Origin of the sequence: Shewanella sp. SM101 (assembly GCF_025654465.1) — a bacterium.
GTDB classification, from domain to species: domain Bacteria; phylum Pseudomonadota; class Gammaproteobacteria; order Enterobacterales; family Shewanellaceae; genus Shewanella; species Shewanella oncorhynchi.
In genome coordinates this window covers 20,811-44,096 of sequence record NZ_JAKKRH010000038.1, presented here as the reverse complement: position 1 = coordinate 44,096, position 23,286 = coordinate 20,811, and the positions used below count along the sequence as shown (strand labels likewise).

16 protein-coding genes and 1 pseudogene are annotated in these 23,286 nt (G+C 41.1%); 6 read left to right on the top strand and 11 right to left on the bottom strand.

Annotation, left to right across the window (positions count from 1 at the left end; genetic code table 11):
* Nucleotides 1-241, top strand: a 241-nt coding sequence (locus L5M38_RS18335) for an integrase core domain-containing protein (protein WP_263179147.1), incomplete at its 5' end; no start/stop codon positions are given.
* Here the strand turns inward: L5M38_RS18335 and L5M38_RS18330 are convergent.
* Nucleotides 234-980 (bottom strand): ArdC-like ssDNA-binding domain-containing protein, encoded by a 747-nt coding sequence (locus L5M38_RS18330; RefSeq protein ID WP_263179923.1) that lies wholly within the window; start codon nucleotides 978-980, stop codon nucleotides 234-236. The two genes, L5M38_RS18335 and L5M38_RS18330, sit on opposite strands and share 8 nt — an antisense overlap.
* Before the next feature lie 658 nt (nucleotides 981-1,638).
* Here L5M38_RS18330 and L5M38_RS18325 point away from each other — a divergent pair.
* Both L5M38_RS18325 and L5M38_RS18320 read left to right on the top strand, forming a co-directional pair.
* Nucleotides 1,639-2,568 carry a hypothetical protein gene (locus L5M38_RS18325; protein ID WP_263179922.1) on the top strand — a complete coding sequence of 310 codons (930 nt, stop codon included), beginning with the start codon at nucleotides 1,639-1,641 and terminating at the stop codon, nucleotides 2,566-2,568.
* A 441-nt stretch (nucleotides 2,569-3,009) separates the two neighbouring features.
* The gene (locus tag L5M38_RS18320; RefSeq protein ID WP_107402176.1) at nucleotides 3,010-3,408 is read left to right on the top strand and encodes a hypothetical protein; all 399 of its coding nucleotides are present in this window, start codon (nucleotides 3,010-3,012) and stop codon (nucleotides 3,406-3,408) included.
* A gap of 167 nt (nucleotides 3,409-3,575) precedes the next feature.
* On the opposite strand, the gene L5M38_RS18315 is transcribed toward L5M38_RS18320, so the two are convergent.
* From L5M38_RS18315 to miaE, 7 genes and pseudogenes are all read right to left on the bottom strand, one after another.
* On the bottom strand, nucleotides 3,576-4,574 hold the full coding sequence (locus tag L5M38_RS18315; protein WP_263179921.1) for a hypothetical protein: 999 nt from the start codon (nucleotides 4,572-4,574) through the stop codon (nucleotides 3,576-3,578).
* 3 nt (nucleotides 4,575-4,577) lie between these two features.
* Nucleotides 4,578-7,832 carry a type I restriction endonuclease subunit R gene (locus tag L5M38_RS18310; protein ID WP_263179920.1) on the bottom strand — a complete coding sequence of 1,085 codons (3,255 nt, stop codon included), beginning with the start codon at nucleotides 7,830-7,832 and terminating at the stop codon, nucleotides 4,578-4,580.
* Nucleotides 7,833-7,835: 3 nt separating this feature from the next.
* Nucleotides 7,836-8,786 carry an FRG domain-containing protein gene (locus L5M38_RS18305; protein ID WP_263171023.1) on the bottom strand — a complete coding sequence of 317 codons (951 nt, stop codon included), beginning with the start codon at nucleotides 8,784-8,786 and terminating at the stop codon, nucleotides 7,836-7,838.
* 8 nt (nucleotides 8,787-8,794) lie between these two features.
* Entirely contained in the window at nucleotides 8,795-10,171 is a 1,377-nt protein-coding gene (locus tag L5M38_RS18300) for a restriction endonuclease subunit S (protein ID WP_263179919.1), read from the bottom strand.
* Nucleotides 10,171-12,222, bottom strand: a complete 2,052-nt coding sequence (locus L5M38_RS18295) for a class I SAM-dependent DNA methyltransferase (RefSeq protein WP_263179917.1) — start codon at nucleotides 12,220-12,222, stop codon at nucleotides 10,171-10,173. The genes L5M38_RS18300 and L5M38_RS18295 overlap by 1 nt, the downstream gene beginning before the upstream one ends.
* 207 nt (nucleotides 12,223-12,429) lie before the next feature.
* Nucleotides 12,430-14,070 carry a recombinase family protein gene (locus tag L5M38_RS18290; protein ID WP_263179916.1) on the bottom strand — a complete coding sequence of 547 codons (1,641 nt, stop codon included), beginning with the start codon at nucleotides 14,068-14,070 and terminating at the stop codon, nucleotides 12,430-12,432.
* Between the two features lie 46 nt (nucleotides 14,071-14,116).
* A pseudogene (gene miaE, locus L5M38_RS18285) lies at nucleotides 14,117-14,239 on the bottom strand (tRNA isopentenyl-2-thiomethyl-A-37 hydroxylase MiaE); the annotation flags it as partial.
* 283 nt (nucleotides 14,240-14,522) lie between these two features.
* On the opposite strand from miaE, the gene L5M38_RS18280 reads away from it, so the two are divergent.
* The gene (locus L5M38_RS18280) at nucleotides 14,523-15,119 is read left to right on the top strand and encodes a Yip1 family protein (protein WP_105252940.1); all 597 of its coding nucleotides are present in this window, start codon (nucleotides 14,523-14,525) and stop codon (nucleotides 15,117-15,119) included.
* 179 nt (nucleotides 15,120-15,298) lie between these two features.
* On the opposite strand, the gene glnS is transcribed toward L5M38_RS18280, so the two are convergent.
* The 3 genes from glnS to L5M38_RS18265 all read right to left on the bottom strand — a co-directional run bounded on the left by glnS (nucleotide 15,299) and on the right by L5M38_RS18265 (nucleotide 19,712).
* Entirely contained in the window at nucleotides 15,299-16,969 is a 1,671-nt protein-coding gene (glnS, locus tag L5M38_RS18275) for a glutamine--tRNA ligase (RefSeq protein WP_263179915.1), read from the bottom strand.
* Nucleotides 16,970-17,185: 216 nt separating this feature from the next.
* On the bottom strand, nucleotides 17,186-19,480 hold the full coding sequence (gene feoB, locus L5M38_RS18270; RefSeq protein WP_105252942.1) for a Fe(2+) transporter permease subunit FeoB: 2,295 nt from the start codon (nucleotides 19,478-19,480) through the stop codon (nucleotides 17,186-17,188).
* Nucleotides 19,473-19,712, bottom strand: a complete 240-nt coding sequence (locus L5M38_RS18265; RefSeq protein ID WP_028760477.1) for a ferrous iron transport protein A — start codon at nucleotides 19,710-19,712, stop codon at nucleotides 19,473-19,475. Before L5M38_RS18265 ends, feoB begins: the two co-directional genes overlap by 8 nt.
* A gap of 440 nt (nucleotides 19,713-20,152) precedes the next feature.
* Between L5M38_RS18265 and L5M38_RS18260 the strand changes: the two genes are divergently transcribed.
* Both L5M38_RS18260 and L5M38_RS18255 read left to right on the top strand, forming a co-directional pair.
* Nucleotides 20,153-21,112 (top strand): DmsE family decaheme c-type cytochrome, encoded by a 960-nt coding sequence (locus tag L5M38_RS18260; RefSeq protein WP_263165956.1) that lies wholly within the window; start codon nucleotides 20,153-20,155, stop codon nucleotides 21,110-21,112.
* A 13-nt stretch (nucleotides 21,113-21,125) separates the two neighbouring features.
* Nucleotides 21,126-23,276 (top strand): MtrB/PioB family decaheme-associated outer membrane protein, encoded by a 2,151-nt coding sequence (locus tag L5M38_RS18255; RefSeq protein ID WP_263179914.1) that lies wholly within the window; start codon nucleotides 21,126-21,128, stop codon nucleotides 23,274-23,276.
* The last annotated feature ends 10 nt before the right edge of the window (nucleotides 23,277-23,286 follow it).

Genomic DNA, 23,286 nt, shown 5'->3' with positions numbered 1-23,286 from the left:
GAGTCGCCGAGGTAACTGCTGGGATAATGCGCCAATGGAGCGATTTTTCAGGAGTTTAAAAACGGAATGGGTGCCAACGCAAGGCTATAAGAGTTTTGTTGAAGCTAAACAAGATGTGACTGATTATATTATTGGCTATTACAACCAAGTCAGGCCACATCATTATAATGCAGGATTAAGCCCAAATGAATCAGAGCGAAGATTTTGGGAAGATTCTAAAGCCGTGGCCAAATTTAGTTGACCACTACACCATTAGTAAATTGCGAATGATGAAAAATATCGAATTGCTTGATAATTTGTTGTTGGCGATATATTTCCTGCACTTGTGGTGTTAACAACTTATACTTCTTTGTCGATATCCATTTCTCTGGATCATTACTATCTAAAGTTTCATGAACGTAAAGCTCAACTACTTTCTGACACACTGCTATACACTCACTAGGTACATCAAGATTAAGCTGTTCAATATTTGATCGATTTAGGAAAAAGGGTAAATCTAAGCCTAATTCGCCTTGCAAGAGACTTAAAAGTAGATCATTACCACCTAAATAAACTTCTCCTGATTTGGCATTTTTGGGTAAACCCAACACCAGATGATCTAACCAAGGTTTTTTGAACTTAAACTCCTCACCACTTTCGATAAAACTTCGGTAAATCTTTAGTACCTGCTCCAACACCACCTGATCATTTTTTTTCTTTTTCGGCTGTTCGATTTCAATAGACTCAAGCAGTGCTTTAACTTCAGTCAAACTTTTAGAATTTTCATCCTCTGTAGCATCAGATCCAGCTTGTTTCAAAATTTGAGTGAGTTGATGCTGTTTTAGAAATTGCGTAAATTTTTTTGCAGTCAGTTTATCGTTAGCTGTTCGCCCTCGTGATATATAAAAATCAAGTTGCTTGACTGACTTAATTGCAGATTGTGATGCTAAAAACTTCTGTTTGATGAGTGTCAACACACTAGTATTTTCGTTGTTCTCCATAAATTGATTCCGATGACACTAGTGAAAAAGCACACTAGTTAATTTCAATAAACCATAAAAAAATTAAAAGTCAAAAAATGAATCACAATTATTTTAAAAAAGCAAAAAATATTGATTTTTATAACACATTGTTTTTAATTTACTTGTTGAAGAATTTAAAAAATAAAAAAATATATTTTTAACTTGACTTTTAAATACACTTGACTATTCAGTTTCAGTTGATAACATGTGCAACGTTGTCAAACGTGTATTTGAAAAAACACAAGTAAATTATGAATAAGCTAATACAAATAGATAAATCATTATTGGAGGTGTGGAACTAGAATCAGATTCTGGTCGCCTACTCTTCAGCCAGAATAAAAAAACAGGAGAGAAAATGATGAAACATGCCAACTCAAGCTAAATTCGAACAAACCTCGTACGTGAGTTATCGAAAGTCATTTTCTAAATGATTTACGGCTTCTTGCACCCAAAATTTAAGATAAAAAATTAATGCTGGACTCACCAGACAGGATTCGTGCGCTTCAAATTTGGTGAGACTAGAAAAATGGAGGTAACAATGAACAAAAATCATCGATGAGGCGGATTACTGATGGCTTCGAAAGTTTATTTAACCAGCAAAACCAAAAGTTAACATACTAATAATTAAGGGAAAATAATGAACTATTCTATATATAAAACTCAATTAGATAGCTTTAAAAGTAACCGTCAAGGTAAAGCAGCTTTGAGAAAGATCTTTGGAAAAAAGCCAGTCAATCTTCAAGATTTATTATCTATCGTCAGGCAGAGACTCATTGAAACTGAAGGTGAAAGTGAATTTAACCTTGGTATGGGAAAAATACTTAGTGAAGAAATGTTATGGAGTGAATGCGGCTCTCCTGTCATCTTTATCGAAAACGAAGCATTGGCTAACAACCTTTTTACTGCTGAGTTCGATTTTAAAAACAACTTTACTGTTCAGCCTCCTTTTAAATCTTTTGCCTTATCATTTCCGAAAGGAACGCTAGTTAACGGTGTAAAACTAACTAGTTGCCTTGTGACCATTATGACAGAACAAGAGTTTGTTGATTTATACAAAGACAAATGTCAAACAATTTGGGGAGAGTTCGCAACCACATATCCTAACCAGTTATGTGTCCATGTCCATTACAGAAGCGAGGAATTTAGAACGGATTCATGTTTCAGTCCTATCCCAATACTTACAGAAACACTAACAAAGAATGCTAAAAAACCTTTACCGAATCGAAGCACAGATGTTTTAGATGCTTTAACTAGAATAGCGTTGTCTATATGCGTTTATCACTCAGCGACTGATGGTAAGAAGCTTGTTGATGGTTATCCAAAGTCAGCAGTAACACTCCCAATAGGAAAAAATAGATCAGCTTTCAAAGGGCTAATGCTATGCGCTCCAGTACAAAATAAATCTGCGGGTGAAGCTCGAAAAATTAAGTATCGAATCCCGTTTTACAGGAATCTTCGAGCAAAAAGATACTATCAAGGTAAGTACAAGGATCTTAAACCAGGGACACGCTGGGTTCTTGTTAAGGAGGTGGATGCAACAAACAGCATGAATACCATGCTTCAGTAACAGCACAGAAAGTACCTGCCGTGTAAAAGGCAGCATTTTAAGTCACGATACGTAATCGAGCCAACAAACAAATCAAAGGAGAATATCTATGGATCTATCATATGAAGAACTTGCAAAAATAATAGAACAACAGCCCCGACTATATGAGTTCGTCAGGTGCTTGTATGAAGGGAAGAACTACAGACTTAATAAGTTAAAGTCTATGGATAGTATTAACTTCAGTATTGCAATCGAAATAGTGCAGTTTTACTACCCAAGTGAGTGCTTCTATCGGCTTGTAATAGCAGGTAAAAAACCAATCTAAACACGTAAAAACATCCAAATAGGATACCAAATGTTTGACCAAATCTTAGTGAATTTATTACTGAGTGGGAGGTGTCACAAAACCTGATTTTGTGCCGTTAAGCCTCCTTTTGCCTAAAAAATATAAAGGAGACAAAAATGGGCTTATCAATCACCACTAAACAATCTTCAGCAGTTATCGTACCAAGTCGAATCATCAACATTTTAAAAGAATGGCATGCCGATTGGGTTTCACTTCAAAGTATCACATCAGGAAGTTCAAAGGACGTCGCGATAACATATGCAAATATGTTGCGAGACATCATTAAACAACGAAAAATAAACTTAAATTCCTGTAGTAACCTACTACTGCTTGCGCTAAAAAACATTGAAGATAGTAATCTTGAGACAACGACTAATTACTTTGCATCTTCAAGCTATCTCAGCTTGGAACAATACCTCATCGATGCAAACCGTCATCAAACTAATATTGAGTTAGAAGCTGTGAAAATCATCAGTTTTCTAGCGGATCGTTTCGATATCAGATTGATGGATTAACAGAAAGAATTAAGCACAACCAAAAACGGTTAGTTTCTGGTTGTGTTTTTAGCTTCTATCTATACACAAACATGTCCCATGCTCAATTAATTGGTTTGGTGATATATTTCCATTAAAAATACTGGTTTCAGCTTACACACTAAAATATATTGGTTTTACATTAGCGTTCAGTTCATTCGTTCTAGTTTGTCAGAAATTCTAATGTTGTAAGGGTTCATCTCATCAGCTAAAAAACCATCAAACCAAACCTCTAAATCTGCTACCAGCTTATTACCAGAAATAGCGATGTCCTTTGCTTTAGTATTGAATTCTGATGGTGATACCTGCTTATCGATAGGTGAACTTCTGACAAGATTGTGAAGCGCAAAGTTTCTAAGCTGACGCCATTCATCTATTCTATGGGATAATGTATCAGGCAAGATCGCTGAAGATAAAACAACAAGTTTATTTAAGGTTTTTGATTTCGCTTTTTCGCCCCGAAGATACAACACCATCGACAACCGATCAGAGATAATACTCTCAGTAAGAGTAATAGCTTCAAGGTAAAACTCTTGCTCAATTGCCATGTTGATCCTATTGTGGGCGTACTTATGAAGTTCATCCTTTTCTTTTAAGCTTGCGGATAAACTGCCAAACTCTACACCAAAGTTCTTTGATAGATGCAGTTCCATCAGCATTGCACGCAATGAAGTAACCTGTTTCATTAGACCACGTAGCTGCGAAAAAAATGTATGCAAGTAAGTAAAAGTAAAAATATCTTCTCTTTTTAGCCAATAAGCGAAGTTAGGCACTTCAATATCGTGTGCAACCTTTAAGTACCTATCACCTATCTCGTAAATAAAATCATGAATAAAGCTAGATATTGGTGCGATATGTAGCAAAATGGTTTTCCCCTCTGGATAAAACCACTTTTTATCTTCATTCATATCCAGTATTGGAGCTTCAAAAATATGACCTTTTTCTGTTGCACAAGGAACTGCAAGCTCAAGAAGCAGATCCATAATCTCATTTGGGCGAATATTTTCATAGCCATCACGAGTCAAGCAATCATAAAGCCAATAGCTAAAGCCATACACATCAAGGTTCGGACCATGAAAGAAAGGAAAAGATTTTAGCCCCTCAATCTGTTGCAGTTGCTCCTCTTGGGTTAAGACGTCTTTCTTCATTAACTATCCCTCAGCATTCATACCAGCTTTATCAACTGACTTTCCCAAGCCCTTCATCAGCATGTCAAACATCAAGCCTGCAAAGCCTCTCGCAACGGCTTCATTGGACAATACCTTCATTGCCATTTGCTCATGAATGCCCATACTTTCAATCACTGCGGTATTAATTGACTCTGGAAACTGGCCTAACATGGCTTGTTCTTTAGTATTATTGCGCAACTGATCCATGACGATTTCATTTTCAGATACTTTACCCGCTATGGTATTTGCATAGTTGATCATATCGGTTTCAGATAAACCATCTTCAACAAACAAATCGTTCATTCGAGCGATAATTTCATTCAATAGCTCAGTTTTCGGATCTTTAGGTGCCGCGCCAGCGCCTTCCTTACTCGGCGCTAAATAAGACTTAGGCTCTTCACCTATTTTTGTTCCTAACTGCAAGTTCGCTTCACGCTGTTCATGCAAACGGTAATGTGTCATCACAACATCAGAAAGATCGACATCATCCTCCAGCATATCAAAGCGTAACAATGGATGTAGATGCTTAGCAAAGATGCTCAGTTTTTCTAGGTCGTAGTCATTAAAATCAACTATCTGAGAGCTAAACTCGTAATAGCGATAGAATGAAATTAAATCTTTCTTAAACACCTCTAAAATATCTCGGGCTTCTTTTGCATGTTTCACGCTGTTTTCAGCAAACTTAATCGCTTTATCATTCTGTACCATTTTCGCTTTTGAAAGCTCGGCCTGTGCAGTCTGCAACACAATCGTCGCCTCTTTGTAGCGTACAGCAAAGCGTTCAACAGGTGCTTTACAGAGGTTAGCCAGTTTTGCTTGGCTGGCATGTTTACTGTTATAGGCAGTGACAAATGCTTCCACTTCAAACCACTGGTAAATGCCGACCTTTGCAAGTTTATCCATGATTTCATAAACAATATTAGGATCTGACACGCCTGAAAGTTCAGCCGTTTCAAAATACACTTTAAACTCTTTTAATACATCCTCGGGATTGTTCACAAAATCGAGCACAAAGGTCATATCCTTGCCTTTAAATGTGCGGTTTAACCTTGATAACGTTTGAATACACTCAACACCTTTTAAGGGCTTATCAACGTACATAGCGACTAATTTGGGTTGATCAAAACCTGTTTGAAATTTATTGGCTACTAACATGACCTGATAATCCGTAGTATCAAATGCTTTGCGCATATCCCTACCACGCAAGTTTGGGTTCATGTTATTTTCAGTAAATGGTTGATCTGGCAAATCAGGATCATTCACCTCCCCCGAAAACGCCACCATTGCATTGATATTCTCGTAGCCTTTAGTTTGTACATACTTTTCAAACGCTAATTTATAACGCACCGCTTCTAAACGGCTACTGGTTACCACCATAGCCTTTGCTTCACCACCTAGTAAGTGTTTAATTTTACTATTGAAGTGCTCAATGATTGTTTCCACTTTCTGGCTGATATTGTAAGGATGTAACCTTATCCATTTAGCCATTTTGGAAGCGGCTTTTTTACTATCTACTTCATGGTCGGTTTCAGGGTGTTCATGTGCTAACTGATAAGCCACTCGATAACTGGTGTAATTCTGTAACACATCCAGAATAAAGCCTTCTTCAATGGCTTGGCGCATTGAATAAACATGGAATGCCAACGGTTTATTGATATCACTTGCAGGGGAGTCCAGATCAGGTCTGCGGCCAAATAGCTCTAACGTCTTAGCCTTAGGCGTAGCCGTAAATGCAAAATAGCTGATGTTGTTTGAGCCTTTACGCGCTTCAAGCGATAAACGCAGCATATCTTCACTGTCTAGCTCTTCATCCCCTTCAAGTTGCTCTGACATTAACACTTCACGGAGTTTTCGAGCTGTAGTTCCCGTTTGGCTTGAGTGCGCTTCATCAGCAATAACCGCAAAACTTCGACCAGCAAGCGTAGAGTCTTGACGAATGGCTTCTAAAACATGTGGGAAAGTTTGAATTGTTACAATAATGATTGATGTGCTGGCTTTTAATTCTCCAGCTAATTGGCTTGATTTACTGCCTTGTGATTCTTCACGATTAACACGTGCAATCATGCCTTCATTATGGTCAAACTGATAAATCGTATCTTGTAACTGGCTATCAAGTACCGTTCTGTCAGTAATCACAATTACAGAGTCAAACACCTTATCACCAACTTTTTTACCCAGTTCAGGGTGATCGCTTTCTATCGCAGGCGAAGTATAGTGTTTTGACGCAAGTTGATGTGCTAGCCACGCAATCGAATTAGATTTTCCGCTACCTGCACTGTGCTGAATAAGGTATTTTTGTCCAGTACCTTCAATATCAAGGGTGTTCAGTAGTTTAGATACTACCGCCCATTGGTGGTAACGAGGAAAAATCAGGGTTTCTTTAGTTTGGATCGACCCGTCTAATTGCTCTTCATCTTTCACTTCAAGATGAATATAACGGCTTAAAATCAACAACAAATTATCTTTCTGGAAGATTTCATTCCAAAGATAAGCGGTTGCATATTCACTTTCATTTGAAGGGATATCGTTACCTTGACCACCATCAGCGGTGCCTTGGTCAAACGGTAAAAAGTAGGTCTTTTTACCCGCCAAGCGTGTAGTCATAGCCACGTTATATTGGCTTATCGCAAAGTGAACCAATGCACCCCGTTTAAAGGTTAATAGTGGCTCTGATTTATTAGTTATAGGATCTTTAGGTTGCCTATCCTTCATGTACTGGACTTTGGCATTGTTAATCGACTGCTTAAACTCTGATTTCAGCTCACAAGTCGCAACGGGAATTCCATTCACAAACAAGGTTAAATCTAACCGACCGTCATAGCCATTAGGTGAGTAAACTAGCTCAGGCACAACCCGCAGAATGTTTTGCTGATAACGAATCAACGCATCAGGGTTTAAATTATGATCTGGCTTGAAACTACAAAGAGTAAACTTAGCGCCCCGATCTTTTATCTGGTTACGCAATACCCATAACGTACCTTTCGCTTTTAAATCACGCTCTATTGATTTAAGTAACGCATCAGCGGTAGCTGTCGGATTACGGTCAGTGTCTGGATAGTGCTTTGATAGTTTATCCCATTGTTCAGGCTGAGTTTCCTTAGCAAAAACAATCACATCATCGGGGTAAAGTGCTAATTGTCTGTTGTATTTTTTCGACTCACCTAGCAACCAGCCTTGAGACTGCATTTGGTCAAGGATGTCGTTTTGGAATATTTTTTCTTGTGCTGCGTCAGCCATCTTCTAATCCTTTAGGTATTCAGCCGTTTGAGACTTAATGTGTTGAGCAACTTCATCAATCTCAGGGAACAATGTTGCCTTTGAAATCCCTAGCCCTTCTAGGTCTAGAATGATCTTATTCTTTGCTTCGGAGTTAATCTTCAGTACACAACCTCGATCTTGAGTCTCTGAAAAATATGTTGTTTTGCTACCCTTACTTTTTAAGCTTTCAACATCAATTTTCTTATAGAGATTATCCAGTTCTTCAGATGGAAGCACCTTGTTTACTCCCATCCCAAAAAGCAAAAAAGCACCACTCTGACGAATAACTCTAGGATTATCAAGCTTCGGCCTAACAGACTGAATTGAATACAAATGTTCTGGTACTATTACATCTTTGAAGTAAGGTTTTTCTGCATATATTGAGTGCAACAACTTACCGACCATCTTCCGTTCAGCTTCGGACTGTTCATCCTTTTTTATTAAAGGATAAACAAAATTCTCATCCATCCTTGCTAAGTTACTAATCACAGTGACGGTATCACTGCCGTGAAACTTAATTGCCTCATCTTTGATTTCGTAGATGATAACCTCACCATCAGACCCTCCCTTACCTCCACCTGCGTGAGAGTTACTCGCAAAGTACAAGGCTACCAATGGGTTGCTGGTGATATCAAGCAACCGAGTGGGAAGTCCATAATGTTGCATTTTTACAAGGTGATCAAATGCCGATTGGCAGCTTAAAAAGTCATTAGGACAAGAAGCTATCAACTGCTCGAACATAATATGCTCTCGCTCAGAGAATAAAGAGCTTTTGTCATTATTTAGATCGGTATGACGAAACACTGAAGGAAAAGGCTTATAACTTTCTTTGGTTTGACCTCGGAAAAACAATGAATAACCCTTTCTCGGCTTGATTTTAGCTATTTCAGTCACAAACGTAGAAACAGCCCCGATTTTTCTTGGTTCTTCCATAATTATCCTTAAACCTCACCTGACGCAGTCCAATCTCGAACATCAATATTTCCCGTTACTGCTGCGGAAATAAGAGCCGTTTTTCGTTCTTGCATGAGCTGAATAGCATTGATTACTCTAGTTTCTAAAGTTGATACTATTTCTAAGAACTTATATAAATGCACTGCAATATGTTTTTGCTCATTAAGTGGCGGGGTAAAGCATTTAAAATTGAGCATATCTGCAACATTCAGACTTGCTTGGTTTGCTGTTCCATGAGCGTGTAAATCTAAATGGTCTCGGTAGGCTGTTGTTTGTAATAAAAAGAATAAATAATCTCTATCAATTTTTTTATCAATAGGTTCAAAAACAACCGTATTTTGGTTCAGTAAAGTGTTATCTAACTCTTTTGGCACCATTGCAATCTGGCCTACAGCACTATTTTTCACATCGGGACTGCTACCTACAGTACTCAGTATGATATTACCTTGAGTTAAATATGCTTTCGGGTATTTTTTAATAAAGTTTATCGGAAGAAATACATCCGACTGTCTTAGAGAAAGAAGCTTTATATCGCTAGCTTTTACAACTCGAACACCATTATCGCAGAAATCAGATGTGCTAAAGGCGACACCTTTCCTCGTTTTGATTACTTTTTTAAAAGCTATTTTCACCCAATGCTCAGGTACTTCACCCAACCATTCCACACCAGAGTCTTTCATTGGTGCGTTTGGCTGCCCTTTATAAGAGATGCCTTTGGTCACTGCGTGAGAGATAACCGCTTGGCGCTTTTCTTTTAACAGCTCAATCAACTTTTCTTGTTTGTCGATTAAGGTGTCGATCTTGGCGGTTTCGTGATCGAGGAAGTTGGCTATTTTTTGTTGTTCTTCATATGGAAGATAAGGAACGCTTATGCCTACTAATTCAGTAGCATTAATTGCTGGGTAGCTAATACCCACAGAACGAGCGACAACTTCTCTGATAAAGCCTTTTGCTCGTAAGCAATAAGCAGCAAAACCCTTATCTAGTTTGCTGTTAGGTCTAATTACAGCAAAGCCTGTGGATACAATCATATTTTCAGGTGGGTTTGTAATTGGTGCGATTGCTTCTAGGTAGGTTCTTACTGTTGAAACAATAACATCACCGTTACGAACTATTCTTCTAGCTCTTGATGGTGACTTTCCAAAAGCTACTTTTTCTGTTTTTGAAATGCCTTCTACCGCAGAAACGCTACCGATATCAACGTATTCAATTATAGTCTCAGGATCTGTGGTTTCATAGATAACATCATCATTATATGTGCATAAAAACTTGAGTGATTTTGAACTCCAATGAGCGGGGATATTTTCAAGCCATTCAACACCAGATTCTTTATATTCAGGATATTCCTTATAACGACCTGTCATTATGAATGCACCTCGTTAAGTAGTTGCATTATTTCAGCCGATACTGCATCTAAATCAGCATCAATGGCTTCTAATGCTCTTGGTGGTTCATACACATAGAAATGGCGGTTGAATGGGATTTCATAGCCGACAATACCGACTTCACCATCTTTATCATCTGTTTTACTGCCCTCAATCCATGCATCTGGAACGTGTGGTAATACTTCACGGGCAAAATATTCATCAACTGACTCAGTTAGTGGCACATTTTCGTTATCACGTAAATCTGGGTTAGCTTCAATCTGACCTTTTGTTTTACATACTTCAGCTTCGTCATCGTGCTCGCCAAGATGTTTGACGATTAGTTTTAACTGAACAGCGCTGAGTTTGACTGCTTTGGCTGCGCTTTCTAGTTTGGTTTTTAATTGCTTGAGGAACTTATCACGAGAAAAGTATTTATCTTGTTCAAAGGAAGTGAGGGCATCAAGAATGACTTGTTGGGTAGTTTCATCCATTTTTAACCAAGCGTTATCGGCTTGCAAGGCTTCAAGACGTAGTGCGTCTTTTGGGTAAATAGCCAATTGAAGTGGACGCTCAACGGTAATTCTGCGATAGCCAAATGCTTTGTAATCAAAAATCTTACTAAAATCATTTTCAACAAATTGACCATAGGTTTTAACGATAATATCAATACTTTCTTCGGTCAGTTCTTTGCGTTTACTGCCTAACGATTTACGCATCGCTTGATAAAATACATTTTCAACTTCTTCAGCAGATTCACCGCCACCACTGCGCCCACGACCGCCTGTTTTAGCACGTTCTTTTGATGCGTTAATAAGCTGCACTTTACCTTTACGATTAGCTGGCTTATGGCTGGATAAAACCCAAACATAAGTAGCAATGCCCGTGTTGTAGAACATATCGGTAGGGAGTGCAACAATGGCTTCAAGTAGGTCATTTTCAAGAATGTAGCGTCTAATCTCACTTTCACCACTTCCTGCGCCACCTGTAAACAGTGGTGAGCCATTCAAGATAATACCGATACGTGAACCACCTTCATGCTGCGGACGCATTTTACTGACGAGGTGCATTAAGAATAATAACGAACCGTCAGATACTCGTGGTAAACCTGCACCAAAACGACCTTCAAAGCCTTTTTCGTTCCGCTCATCATTGATGAACTTTTCGATTTTCTTCCAATCTACACCAAATGGAGGGTTTGATAGCATATAGTCAAATTTATCAGCACGTAGTTGATCATTAGATAGGGTATTACCTAATTTAATATTATCGACCTTTTGCCCTTTAATCAGCATATCGGCTTTACAGATGGCGTATGATTCTGGGTTAAGCTCTTGACCAAAGGCTGACAATGAAGCCTTTTCATTTAGCTCATGAACATATTCCATACCTGACGATAAGAAACCACCTGTTCCTGCTGTTGGGTCATAGATAGAGCGCACTAACCCTGCTTGAGTCAGCACATCATCATCGTTACTGAATACTAATGAAGTGGTTAAACGTACAATATCCCTTGGGGTAAAGTGCTCACCCGCGGTTTCATTGGAGCTTTCAGCAAAACGTCTGATTAACTCTTCAAACACTAAACCCATGCCATAGTTACTAATATTGTCAGGGTGTAAGTCTGTTGTGGCAAAGCGTTTGGTTACTTTATACAGTAAATCTGCTTCTGCTAATTTATCGATGGTATTAAAAAAGTCGAAATGTTCAAATATCTCGCGCGCATTGGGGCTGAATGATTGAATATAACTTTCTAAGTTACTGGCCACGCCTGTTTCACCAAGGCGGTTTAAATCCATCTTAGAAGTATTGTAAAAACTGTGTTTGGCGGCGTGAGTGAGTAGTTTATCTTGCGCCTCAAAGGGCATAGCTTTTACGGCTTCATATTTGGCTAACACATCGGATTTACTTGACTCGAGCACACATTCTAAGCGTCTTAGCAGCGTGAACGGTAAAATGATCCGTCCATATTGTGATTGCTTGAAGTCTCCACGCAGAAGGTCGGCCACCGACCAGAGAAACGCTGCGGTAGAAGAGAAGTTATCAGCCATAAATATCGTCCAGTAATGAAAAGTGCTGCAATGCCTGTACACGGCAACTTAATCAAAAGACGATATCACAATTTACCTATTTCTCATCAAAAAACTGATGCTTTTAATCACAAATTAGGTATCGAATACAATAAAATACAACAAAAAACGCCTACTTGATAAGCAGGCGTTCACAGATGAAAGGCAAAGGGACTAAAGGTTATGGTTCTAATCAATAATCACTTGCTTAGGGTGCAAATTAGTCAATACTTTGATATTGGCTTCTAGTTGCGTCACTTCCCCCATTTTTTCCAACATATTTGCTAATTCATCATAAGCCACAATCTGGTCATCAATGAAGATAACAGCATGTTCATCTTCTAGATCGCCCATGTCAGCGTAGTTCTTCTCAATACGGTAAGCTTCATCTTTTCTGGAGTAACCAAGATATTTAATCGTTTTTCTTAAGTCCCCATGGTCAAATGAAACTTCATCATCTTTAATCACCATCTTTGAGTCTAGTCGTTGGAATAATAGATTAAGTCGTTTTGAATCACTGGTTATATCTTTCAAGTCTACCCAGTTAAGTATGCTATTACCTGTAGCTATACTATATGCCTCTTCTCTTTGTCCTTTTAATTCATTTAGTTGCGCGGTGATCTTTTCCATAACTTTAAGTAACGAGTTTATCATCTCGTTTTCAGAACTCAGCAGCTTATTTTCAAGAACTTGTAGTTTCTCATTGCACTTGATTATTTCGATATCTAACTTTGAAACAGTTAAGTTAGCTTTTTCATTTTGACTTAACTCCATTAACCTAGCTAAAAAGAAGTGTTCAAGGTTTGACCTAAAAAAATATAAAGGCAACAGGTAAGGGAATATTCCTTTAGAACTACATGCATTTCTAGCCAGACGTTGCTTGTAACTGCAGCGCAATACTGGCCAAGAATGTTTCGACTTTTGAATCGAACATCCATTTCCACAGTGGCCACATTGCACTAAACCGCTGAGATGCCACTCTCGGTTAGGGTTTACATTTTTATGTAGACGCTTTTCATGTACAGTTTGAGCCTTGTAATAAATCGACTCATCCACAGCAGCTTTATAAACTTTATAACGCTCAACTTCGTTGATTCGCCAGTAACCCAGAACAACATCAGATGTGATCCACTTGATAACTGTTGACGGGTTCATCCTTTGAACTTCTAGCAAATCAGGATACTTGTCCTTCAGCTGATTTAGGATATTTCGTTGCCCATTTCCAGAAAGATATAGCTCAAACATATCTTTAATAACGACATGCTTATCGTTAACAGTACCATCACTATTCAACCAAAATGGTTTTCTGATATTTGGAGTAATACCTTTTCGAGCTTCATCTCTTCGTTTATTGTAACTACCTAATACTCGTTCTTTACGATTTTGAGACTCAGAAAAAGCACCGTGAATTTCAACCAGAAGCTTAACTTGTATCCCAAGATCATCTTCTCCTTCGGGGCCATATCTTGCATCATCCTTCGCAGTTACAATGGTTACTCCAGCTTTCCAGATCTTCCGCAATAACTCTTGAGTTTCAGATACCTTCATTCGAGAAAGGCGTGAAAAACGTTCTACTAGAATAATAGAGCCATGCCTTACTCGCCCTATTTCAATATCATTAACAAGACGACCTAAGGAACCTTTATCTAAATGTGCTCCTGTATGCCCAGACAATCCTTTATCTTCATACAACCCAGCTTCTACAGCCCAATCTTTATTTCTCTCAAGCCACGCTCGCTGCTCGTTTCCTTGTCGGTACAATGAGCTACCCAACTCCTGCTTAGGACTACTGAAACGCTGATATAAATACACTTTAGTAAGATTCTTCATATTAATTGGTCGCTCAAAAAGTTTGTATGCACACCTTACCACAGTACTCACAGTTACAATGGTCGATCAGCAACTCATCCAAGGAATCTGATTTTATCGCGACATCAATCCAAGTTTGCGGTGTTTCACAGTGAAGAAATGCGTGGATGGGGGCAAGAAGTTGCAGCATGGACTCACTCAATATCATTCTGAATATCGCGCTATTTTACGCATATTTACTCATAAGCTATAGCATTAGGCTTAAGTAAACTTGACGCGCTGAACTTTTTGTTCAATAAATAATCTACACTCTAAAGAACTGAGATCCTGATCACACAGCCTCTCACTTCTCTATGTGTAACCAATCGATGGATAAAAAGACAGGACACCATTTTAACCTCGATTGTAGAGCTGTTATCAGCTCGTCTGACGTTTGGCGAGCCATTCATCAATGCTGAACAAGGATAATTATAATGATACTGAATCACTTAATGGGGCTATACACTCATCCAAAACAAGAGTGGCAAACAATTGAAAAAAACCATGAGGCACTAAAAAGTAGCTTAAGCCATGTAGTACTTATCGCCTTAATTCCGGCGGTGTGCAGCTATATAGCTACGGCTTACATTGGCTGGAATCCTGGCGCTGGCGATCCTATTTACCTTACACCACAAAGCGCCCTATTTATGTCCGCAGGCATGTATTTAGGCCTGATTGCAGGCGTATTCGCCCTTGCCTATTTAGCCTATTGGATGGCAAAAACCTTCGATGCTAACCCAACTTACACCCAAGCATTAGAGCTCGCGTCCTACACTGCAACCCCGTTGTTTATGGTCGGTTTAGCCGCATTATATCCAGTGCTATGGTTTATCATGATAGTAGGGTTGATTGGTTTAGCCTACTCAGTGTATTTACTGTACGCGGGGGTGCCTATCATTATGAATATCCCTGAAGAGAAAGGTTTTATCTACGCCAGCTCTATGGTGACAGCAGGCTTAGTACTCTTGGTGGGGCTAATGGCAACTAGTGTCATTTTATGGAGCTTAGGCTTTGGTCCTATGTACCAATAACCATTTTAATTCATCACAAATTTAATCAACAGCAACTCAAGCTCTGCGTCGCAATTGATTTGTAGCAGAAAATAAAAAAGAAGGCCGTAAAGGCCTTCTTTTTTGGGTTTAATTAACGCTCTGAGCGAGTTAGCAGATCTGTTTGACTCACTAAGCCAAACAGATCCACTTAAGCAAAATCACTCGAAAGAATCACGCAGCGCTACGGTTAAGTTAAACACTAAATTATCCGACGATGAATCTTTGCTGTCAGCGCAGAAATAGCCTTCACGCTCAAACTGATAGGCTTGTTCCGCAGGTGCATTCACTAGGCTTGCTTCAGCAAAACCGTGCACAACCACTAATGATTCAGGGTTTAACACTTCATCCACAGTCTCTGCCGCAGCAGGATTAGGATCGGTAAATAAACGCTGATAGAGACGGAATTCAGCAGGCTTAGCTGTAGATACCTCAACCCAATGGATCACGCCTTTAACTTTACGGCCATCTGCAGGGTTTTTACCTAAGGTTTCAGGATCATAAGTACAGTAAACCGTCGTGATATTGCCTTCGCTGTCTTTGTCACAACGCTCAGCTTTAATCACATAGGCATTACGTAAACGCACTTCCTTACCTGCTACCAAACGTTTGTATTGTTTGTTGGCTTCTTCTCTAAAGTCAGCCACATCAATCAATATTTCACGGCCAAAGGCTAATTCACGCGTCCCCATGCTCTCATCATTTGGATGAGCGGCCGCTTGAATGTATTCAAGCTCACCTTCAGCATAGTTTTCGATGATGACTTTCAATGGACGTAATACGGCCATCGCACGCGGTGCATGTTCGTTCAATTCTTCACGAATACACGCATCTAACATGCCGACTTCAATCATATTCTCTTGCTTAGTCACGCCGATACGTTGACAAAACTCGCGAATTGACGCCGGTGTATAACCACGGCGACGTAAGCCTGCAATCGTTGGCATACGTGGGTCATCCCAACCTGACACGAGTTTACGGGTCACAAGGTCGTTCAGCTTACGTTTAGACATCAAGGTATATTCGAGATTTAAGCGAGAAAACTCGTATTGACGAGTACGATTCGGCGCTTGAAAGTCGTTCAAATTATCCAACACCCAATCGTATAAACGACGGTTGTCTTGGAACTCTAATGTACATAAAGAGTGGGTAATATGTTCTAACGCATCAGAAATACAGTGCGTGAAGTCGTACATTGGGTAAATGCACCACTTGTCACCTGTTTGATGATGATGGGCAAAACGAATACGGTAGATGATAGGATCACGCATACACATGAATGGCGACGCCATATCAATTTTGGCACGCAGCGCACACTCACCTTCTTTAAAACCACCGTCGCGCATCTTAGCGAATAAGGCGAGGTTCTCTTCGACTGATGTGTCGCGGAAAGGACTGTTTTTACCTGGCTCTTTTAACGTGCCACGGTATTCGCGGGTTTCATCCGCATTCAAAAAACACACATAAGCCAAACCTTTATTAATCAGTTCAACCGCATATTGATGTAACTGATCAAAATAGTTTGATGAATAGCGAACATCACCATCCCACTGGAATCCAAGCCAACGCACATCCGCCTGAATAGAATTCACATAATCAATGTCTTCTTTTTCAGGATTAGTATCGTCAAAACGTAAATTACACAGACCGTTATAGTCTCGCGCTATCCCAAAATTTAAGCAGATAGATTTAGCATGACCAATATGAAGATAGCCATTCGGTTCCGGCGGGAAACGAGTCTGTACACTCGTGTGCTTACCGCTTTGTAAATCTTCATCTATGATATTACGAATAAAGTTACTCGGACGTACTTCAGTGTCCACATGACTCATGGAATTCCTCTTTGCGAACAATGGCAATTTTAAGAAAACCAGCATGATCCTACAGATCACCACTAGTTACAATGCCTAGGGTTAAAAACTCTGGTTTTTGACTGTTTGGGGTTATAACCGCGATAGTAAAACAATAAAAGCAGCCATGAAAGCTGCTTTTATCTTTGACCTAACTAAGCTGACATTTATTATTCAGTCACGCCGACTCAGTAAATCTTACTCGGTGATAATGCGGATCCCAGGAATAATCTGCTGGCTTCTTTTACCCTTACGTTTCAACCACAGATAAAAAGCGGCTAATGCAAACAAGAAGAAACCAATCCACAGACTTGATTGAACTGGGTGCTGCGTAAAGGTAGCGGCTTGATAAACTACCGTTGCAGAACCATAAGCCAGTGAGAAAGTCCACGTTGCCGCAAACGTCGCCCACCGAGAACCAAACTCATGCACTAAGGCGCCCATTGCCGCAACACAAGGAGTATAAAGTAAGATAAACAGCAAGTAGGAGAAAGCCGCAACTTTACCACTAAAACCTGCTTGTAAAGCACCAAAAGTCGATGTCGCAACACCTTGTTCTTCAGCCACGGTTTCTTTATTGGTTAAATCACCGACCGACAGTTTAAGCGGATCTTCAAGATCTAAACCAAACAAGTTAGCTGGAATCGTTGCCAGAGCCGCATTAAAGCTTTCGCTCAATGGTGCAAGCTCTTCATCTGTCGGCGCCGCGCTGCTGTATAGACTGTTTAAGGTACCAACAACCGCTTCTTTAGCGAAAATACCCGTGATAATACCGACGGTTGCAGGCCAGTTATCCTGCTCTATGCCCATAGGCGAGAAGATAGGCGTAATTTTTTGACTCGCGACACTTAGGAGTGATGCTTGGCTATCTTCATGGCCAAATGTACCATCAACACCAATAGCATTAATGAAGTTCAATAAGGTCACAACTAGAACAATCGTTTTACCTGCGCCTAATATAAAACTCTTAGTGCGTTTACCTGTACGAACCATAACAGCTTTCAGCTTAGGTAGTTCATAACTTGGCAGCTCCATCACCACAGCGCTACTGCTGCCGGGTAATAAAGTGCTTCTGAGTAATAAACCCGTACCGATAGCGGCAAAGATACCAATAATATACAGCAAGAAGACTAAATTCTGACCTGAATCAGGGAAGAAAGCCGCCGCAAATAGTGCATAAACCGGAAGACGTGCACCACAGGACATAAATGGTGCCATCATCCCTGTCACAATACGCTCACGCTCACTGCCTAAGGTTCGCGTAGCCATAATTGCAGGCACTGAACAACCAAACCCGACAATCATAGGAACGAATGCTTTACCAGGCAGGCCAATACGACGCATTAAACCGTCAACCACAAATGCAGCGCGTGCCATGTAGCCAGAACTTTCGAGGATCGACAAACCGAGGAAAAGCGCCGCAATAACAGGAATAAAGGTTGATACGGTTTGAATGCCTTGGCCGACACCGCCCGCTAAGATAGTGACCAGCCAAGCCGGAGAGCCCATGCTCGTCAAGAATGAACCGAAGTGATCGACAAACAATGCGCCAGCAAAAACATCAAAGAAATCAATAAAAGCACTGCCAATATTAATGCTGAACATAAACATCAAATACATCACAAACAAGAACACAGGAATGCCAAGCACAGGATGTAAAACGAGTTTATCTAATTTGTCACTGAGGGTGAGGAACCCTGACTCTTTCACTGAACCTTGAAAGACTTGTTCAACGAAATTAAAGCGCGTGGTCGCCACCATCACTTCAATATCATGGCCTTGCTGAGCAATAATCTGAGTACAGGAATTCACTTCATCCTGCAGTTCAGCATTTTTACAGCTACCACAACCTGAACCATTACCTAGCATAGCCAAAGCGCGGCCGCGACTTAATTGGGCATCTTTGCTGCAGAGTAACTGCACGCCCGCTTCAATTTGTTCATCATAATGAAGCACTAATGGGGCTTCTGAGACTCGGCCTTGAAGTAAATCGAGTACCTGTGCCTGCACTTTAGCGACATCGGCAGGATCTCGCGAACACACGCCAATCACAGGGCAACCAAGCTCTTGGCTCATTTTCTTTAGATCGACTTTAATCCCACGTTTGACAGCCGAATCAATTTTATTCAGCACCACCACCATAGGGATAGCGAGTTCACGTAATTGGGCTGTGAGATATAAGTGACGTTCGATATTAGTGGCATCAACTAAATTGATAATGCCATCGACACGTTGCTCGGCAAGGTATTGCTGCGCAATTTGCTCATCAAGTGAACAATCGCAACTATTACCCGCCGGAAGAAGATCGTAAATACCCGGTAAGTCTGTCAGATAGACGTCAGCACCGTTTAAGGTGAAATGACCAGTCTTTTTTTCGACCGTAACACCAGACCAGTTACCCACTTGCTGATTTGCGCCTGTTAGCGCGTTAAAGAGTGTAGATTTACCCGCGTTAGGGTTTCCTACTGTGACGCAATGAAACTGCTTAGCCATTCGTCTTTTCCACCTCAATGATGTCTGCCAAATCTCTGCGCATACAAAGTTTACTACCACGAATATCCAGTTCGAGACCAGAACCCATAGGTGCGTATCGGATCAATAAAAAACGCGTATTTGGCGTGATCCCCATGGACAACAACTTGCGCTTCACGGTTTGTGGCAGCGCCAAACGCCCCACTTCAGAAATAAGACCGCGATCGCCGGGACTGAGTTCGCTTAACTTCATTACGTATTCCACCTTGCAACAGGTTCAGCTCGAAAAACTGCGCCCATTGTAACCGAGCGATGACACTAATAACTTTACCTAGATCAAGATTTTTGATTGGTAACGATAATAGTTTTCAATTGTGTTGGGTATTATGTGATAAAAATTCCAATGAATAAACGACCAACCGAAAATAAAAATCCGCACCTTAGCATTAGTGACTATCAAGCGATGCACAGAAGTCAAAACGCTGTAAACAAATCCCACCCGAAGCAAGTGTGATCAAAATCACACTTAATCTATATCGCCTGTAAAATCATCCTTCTTTACAGTGAAAAGACCACGCAATGTTAAGCACGTGTCACACACTTGTTCTAATATTAACCGAGCTCAATAAGCTAAATTAGCAATATCGAAAGCGTAAAAATAACAAATATAAATGCACTCGGGAAAACATAACCATGGAAATAGGGCTAAAGTTCAGAAGCATAGCTAAGGCTATGCTATGTATTTTGTTATCAATCGCAAGCGTTTCGGCCTCAGCGACCCCTTGGGATGACAAAAAACCAGAAGAAGTTGTTGCGACATTAGACAAAAAATTCGCCGAAGGTAAGTATTCCGCTAAAGGCGCTGATACTTGCCTGATGTGCCACAAAAAAAGTGCCGTGGTGATGGCAATATTTGAGGGGGTTCATGGCAACCCCAATGTGAAAGATTCACCCATGGCCGATTTGCAGTGCGAAGCCTGCCACGGCCCTTTAGGGAATCATAACAAAGGTGGCAAAGAGCCGATGATCACCTTTGGCGCTAACTCCCCTGTTCCCGCGCAAAAGCAAAACAGTGTCTGCATGAGTTGCCACAATGACAGTCAACGTACCGCATGGAAAGGCAATCACCACGATAACGCCGATGTCGCCTGTAGCAGCTGCCATCAAGTGCATACCGCAAAAGATCCTATCAGCGATAAAGCCAATGAAGTCGCCATTTGTACCCAATGCCATACCCAACAAAAAGCCGATATGCACAAGCGCTCGGCGCATCCATTACAGTGGCAACAAATGGTGTGCAGTGACTGCCATAATCCCCACGGCAGTTTAAACGATTCAAGCTTGAAGCAAATGAGTGTTAATGAAAATTGCTATAGCTGTCATGCCGAAAAACGCGGCCCTAAACTGTGGGAACATGCCCCCGTCACCGACAACTGCGCTAATTGCCACAATCCCCATGGCAGCGTGAACGAAGCCATGCTGATCAGCAAACCGCCACAACTGTGTCAGCAGTGTCACGCTTCGGATGGCCATAGCAGTAATGCCTATTTTGGCAATCAAACCAATGCCTTCACTTCTGGTAATTCCTGTATGAATTGTCACGGACAAGTGCATGGATCTAACCATCCTTCTGGCAAATTACTACAGAGATAACAAGGGAATGATCATGCGAACAGCTAAAATGTCCCACCCTAGCGCTTATTTCTCCCTCACTTTGCTGGCTTGGGCGATAAGCGGTGTTTTGACTCAAGCACACGCCGAAGGTTATGAGCTGCAAGAAGCGAATCGAAGTAACATAAAGACCGAGGCATGGAGCTGTAAGCAATGCCAACTTAAGACAGGTCATATTGGCAATGTCAGTGCCAGCCTCGCTTACAACGATAGTGAGGACAGCCGTTTCGGTAACCGCACAGGGACAGATAATGATGGTCTCGTTGGCGCCGTCGGTGCGGATATGATGTACAAAACGCAGACGGGTTATCAAACCGAGCTGGTCGCGGACAAGTTAGGCTTTGACGCTGGATCTGCCATGCTCACAACCGGAAGGCCGGGAAACTATCAAATCAACTTGGGTTATAGAGGCTTAGCAAACTATAACCATAATCAACTCAAAAGCCCCTATACCTCAGTGCAAGATAAAATATTATTGCCCGATAACTGGATAACAGGCGGCACAACGCAATCTATGCCTATGTTACAGAGCAGCCTTGTTAGCCAAGATTTAAGTATTCAACGTGATCGCTTTAGTATCGGTGGTTACTACGCTGGCAAAATATCACCTGAAGGTGACAATAACAGTCACTACAAAGCCTCGCTAAACTATCAGCATGAAGACCGCAGTGGCGCAAAAAAGACCAGTGCCAATATACTCACCAATAGCGTTATGCTAGCCCAACCGATTGATGACAGTACTGATGAAGTCGATGCGAGAATTTATTTTAACGGTTCAGGCTGGCAAGCTGGCATCAATAGCCAAATCAGCCAATATAAAAATGATCACCAAGCCATGCTGTGGCAGTCTGCCTACACACCCACCTTTGGCGCAGCATACTTAGGCCAGAATGCGGTCGACCCCGACAATAAAGCCTACCGAGTTGCCGCAGAAGCCTCAGGGGGGGCAAATGGTCAAAATGTATTGATGCACGCAGGCTTTAGTCGCATGACCCAAGATGACGCCTTTATTCCAGCCACCATCAATGGCCCATCGCCCGTCCTGCCTGCCGATACCTTAGATGGCCAAGTGGATATTATTGAGATGATCCTTAAATATTCAGGCCGGATCACCCAAGACTTAAGTGTACAGGCAAGTTATAACTACCAAGACAGAGATAACAAAACGGCCAAATTAGCCTTTCCGCAGATCATCACCGACAGTATTAATCAAGGCACAGCCCAAAATAGCCTTTATGATAAGCGCACCAAAAAACTCGAACTTAAAAGCAAATACCGTTTTACCTCAGCGGCTTATGCCGAAGCGGGTTACAGCCATAATGAAAACGATTATGCCGAACTCGACCGCCAATCCATCGATGAATCTGGCGTGTTTGCTAAACTGAGTTATCGCTATTCGCCCGCATGGTCAGCTTGGTTGAAAGGAGAAGCACTAGAGCGAGATGGCAGTGAATATCATCCCGTCGCAACCACTCAAAGTTCAAGTAATCCTTGGCTACGTAAATCCTACCTTGCCGATAGAAAAAGACAGAAAGTCACCTTACACACGGATTATCAAACTGATATGGGCCTCTCGCTGGGCGCCAGCTTGCACAGTGTCGATGACGACTATCATCATACCCTAGTAGGTCTAACTCAGGTGTCCTATCTCGGTTACGACTTGTCAGCCCAATATATGCTGAGCAGTGACCTCAATTTAACCGCCTTTGTTAACCAAGATTGGCGCGATTCAGACCAAGCGGGCAGTAATTCCTTCTCGACACCCGATTGGTACAGCACTGCCGAGGAAAAATCGACCTTGATTGGTGCAGGGCTTAGTTATCAAAACCTGTTCGATCATCACCTCGATATTGGTTTGGATTACAGCTATTCCGACGGACAGAGTGATACCGAAGTGACCTACGGCATCACCAGTCCCTATGGCGATTTTTACGCCCGCAAACACAATATTAATGCCTACGCCAAATATAAGTTTGCCGACAGCATGTCGCTGCGCATCGATTGGTTATTCGAAAAATATCAAGATGCTAACTGGCAAAACCAAGGCACAAGCTGGGACACGATTCCCAACGTACTCAGTTTTGGTGATATGGGCCACGACTACAACGCTCACTACTTAGGCTTGACCTTAAGCTACCAAATGTAACTTAGGCACT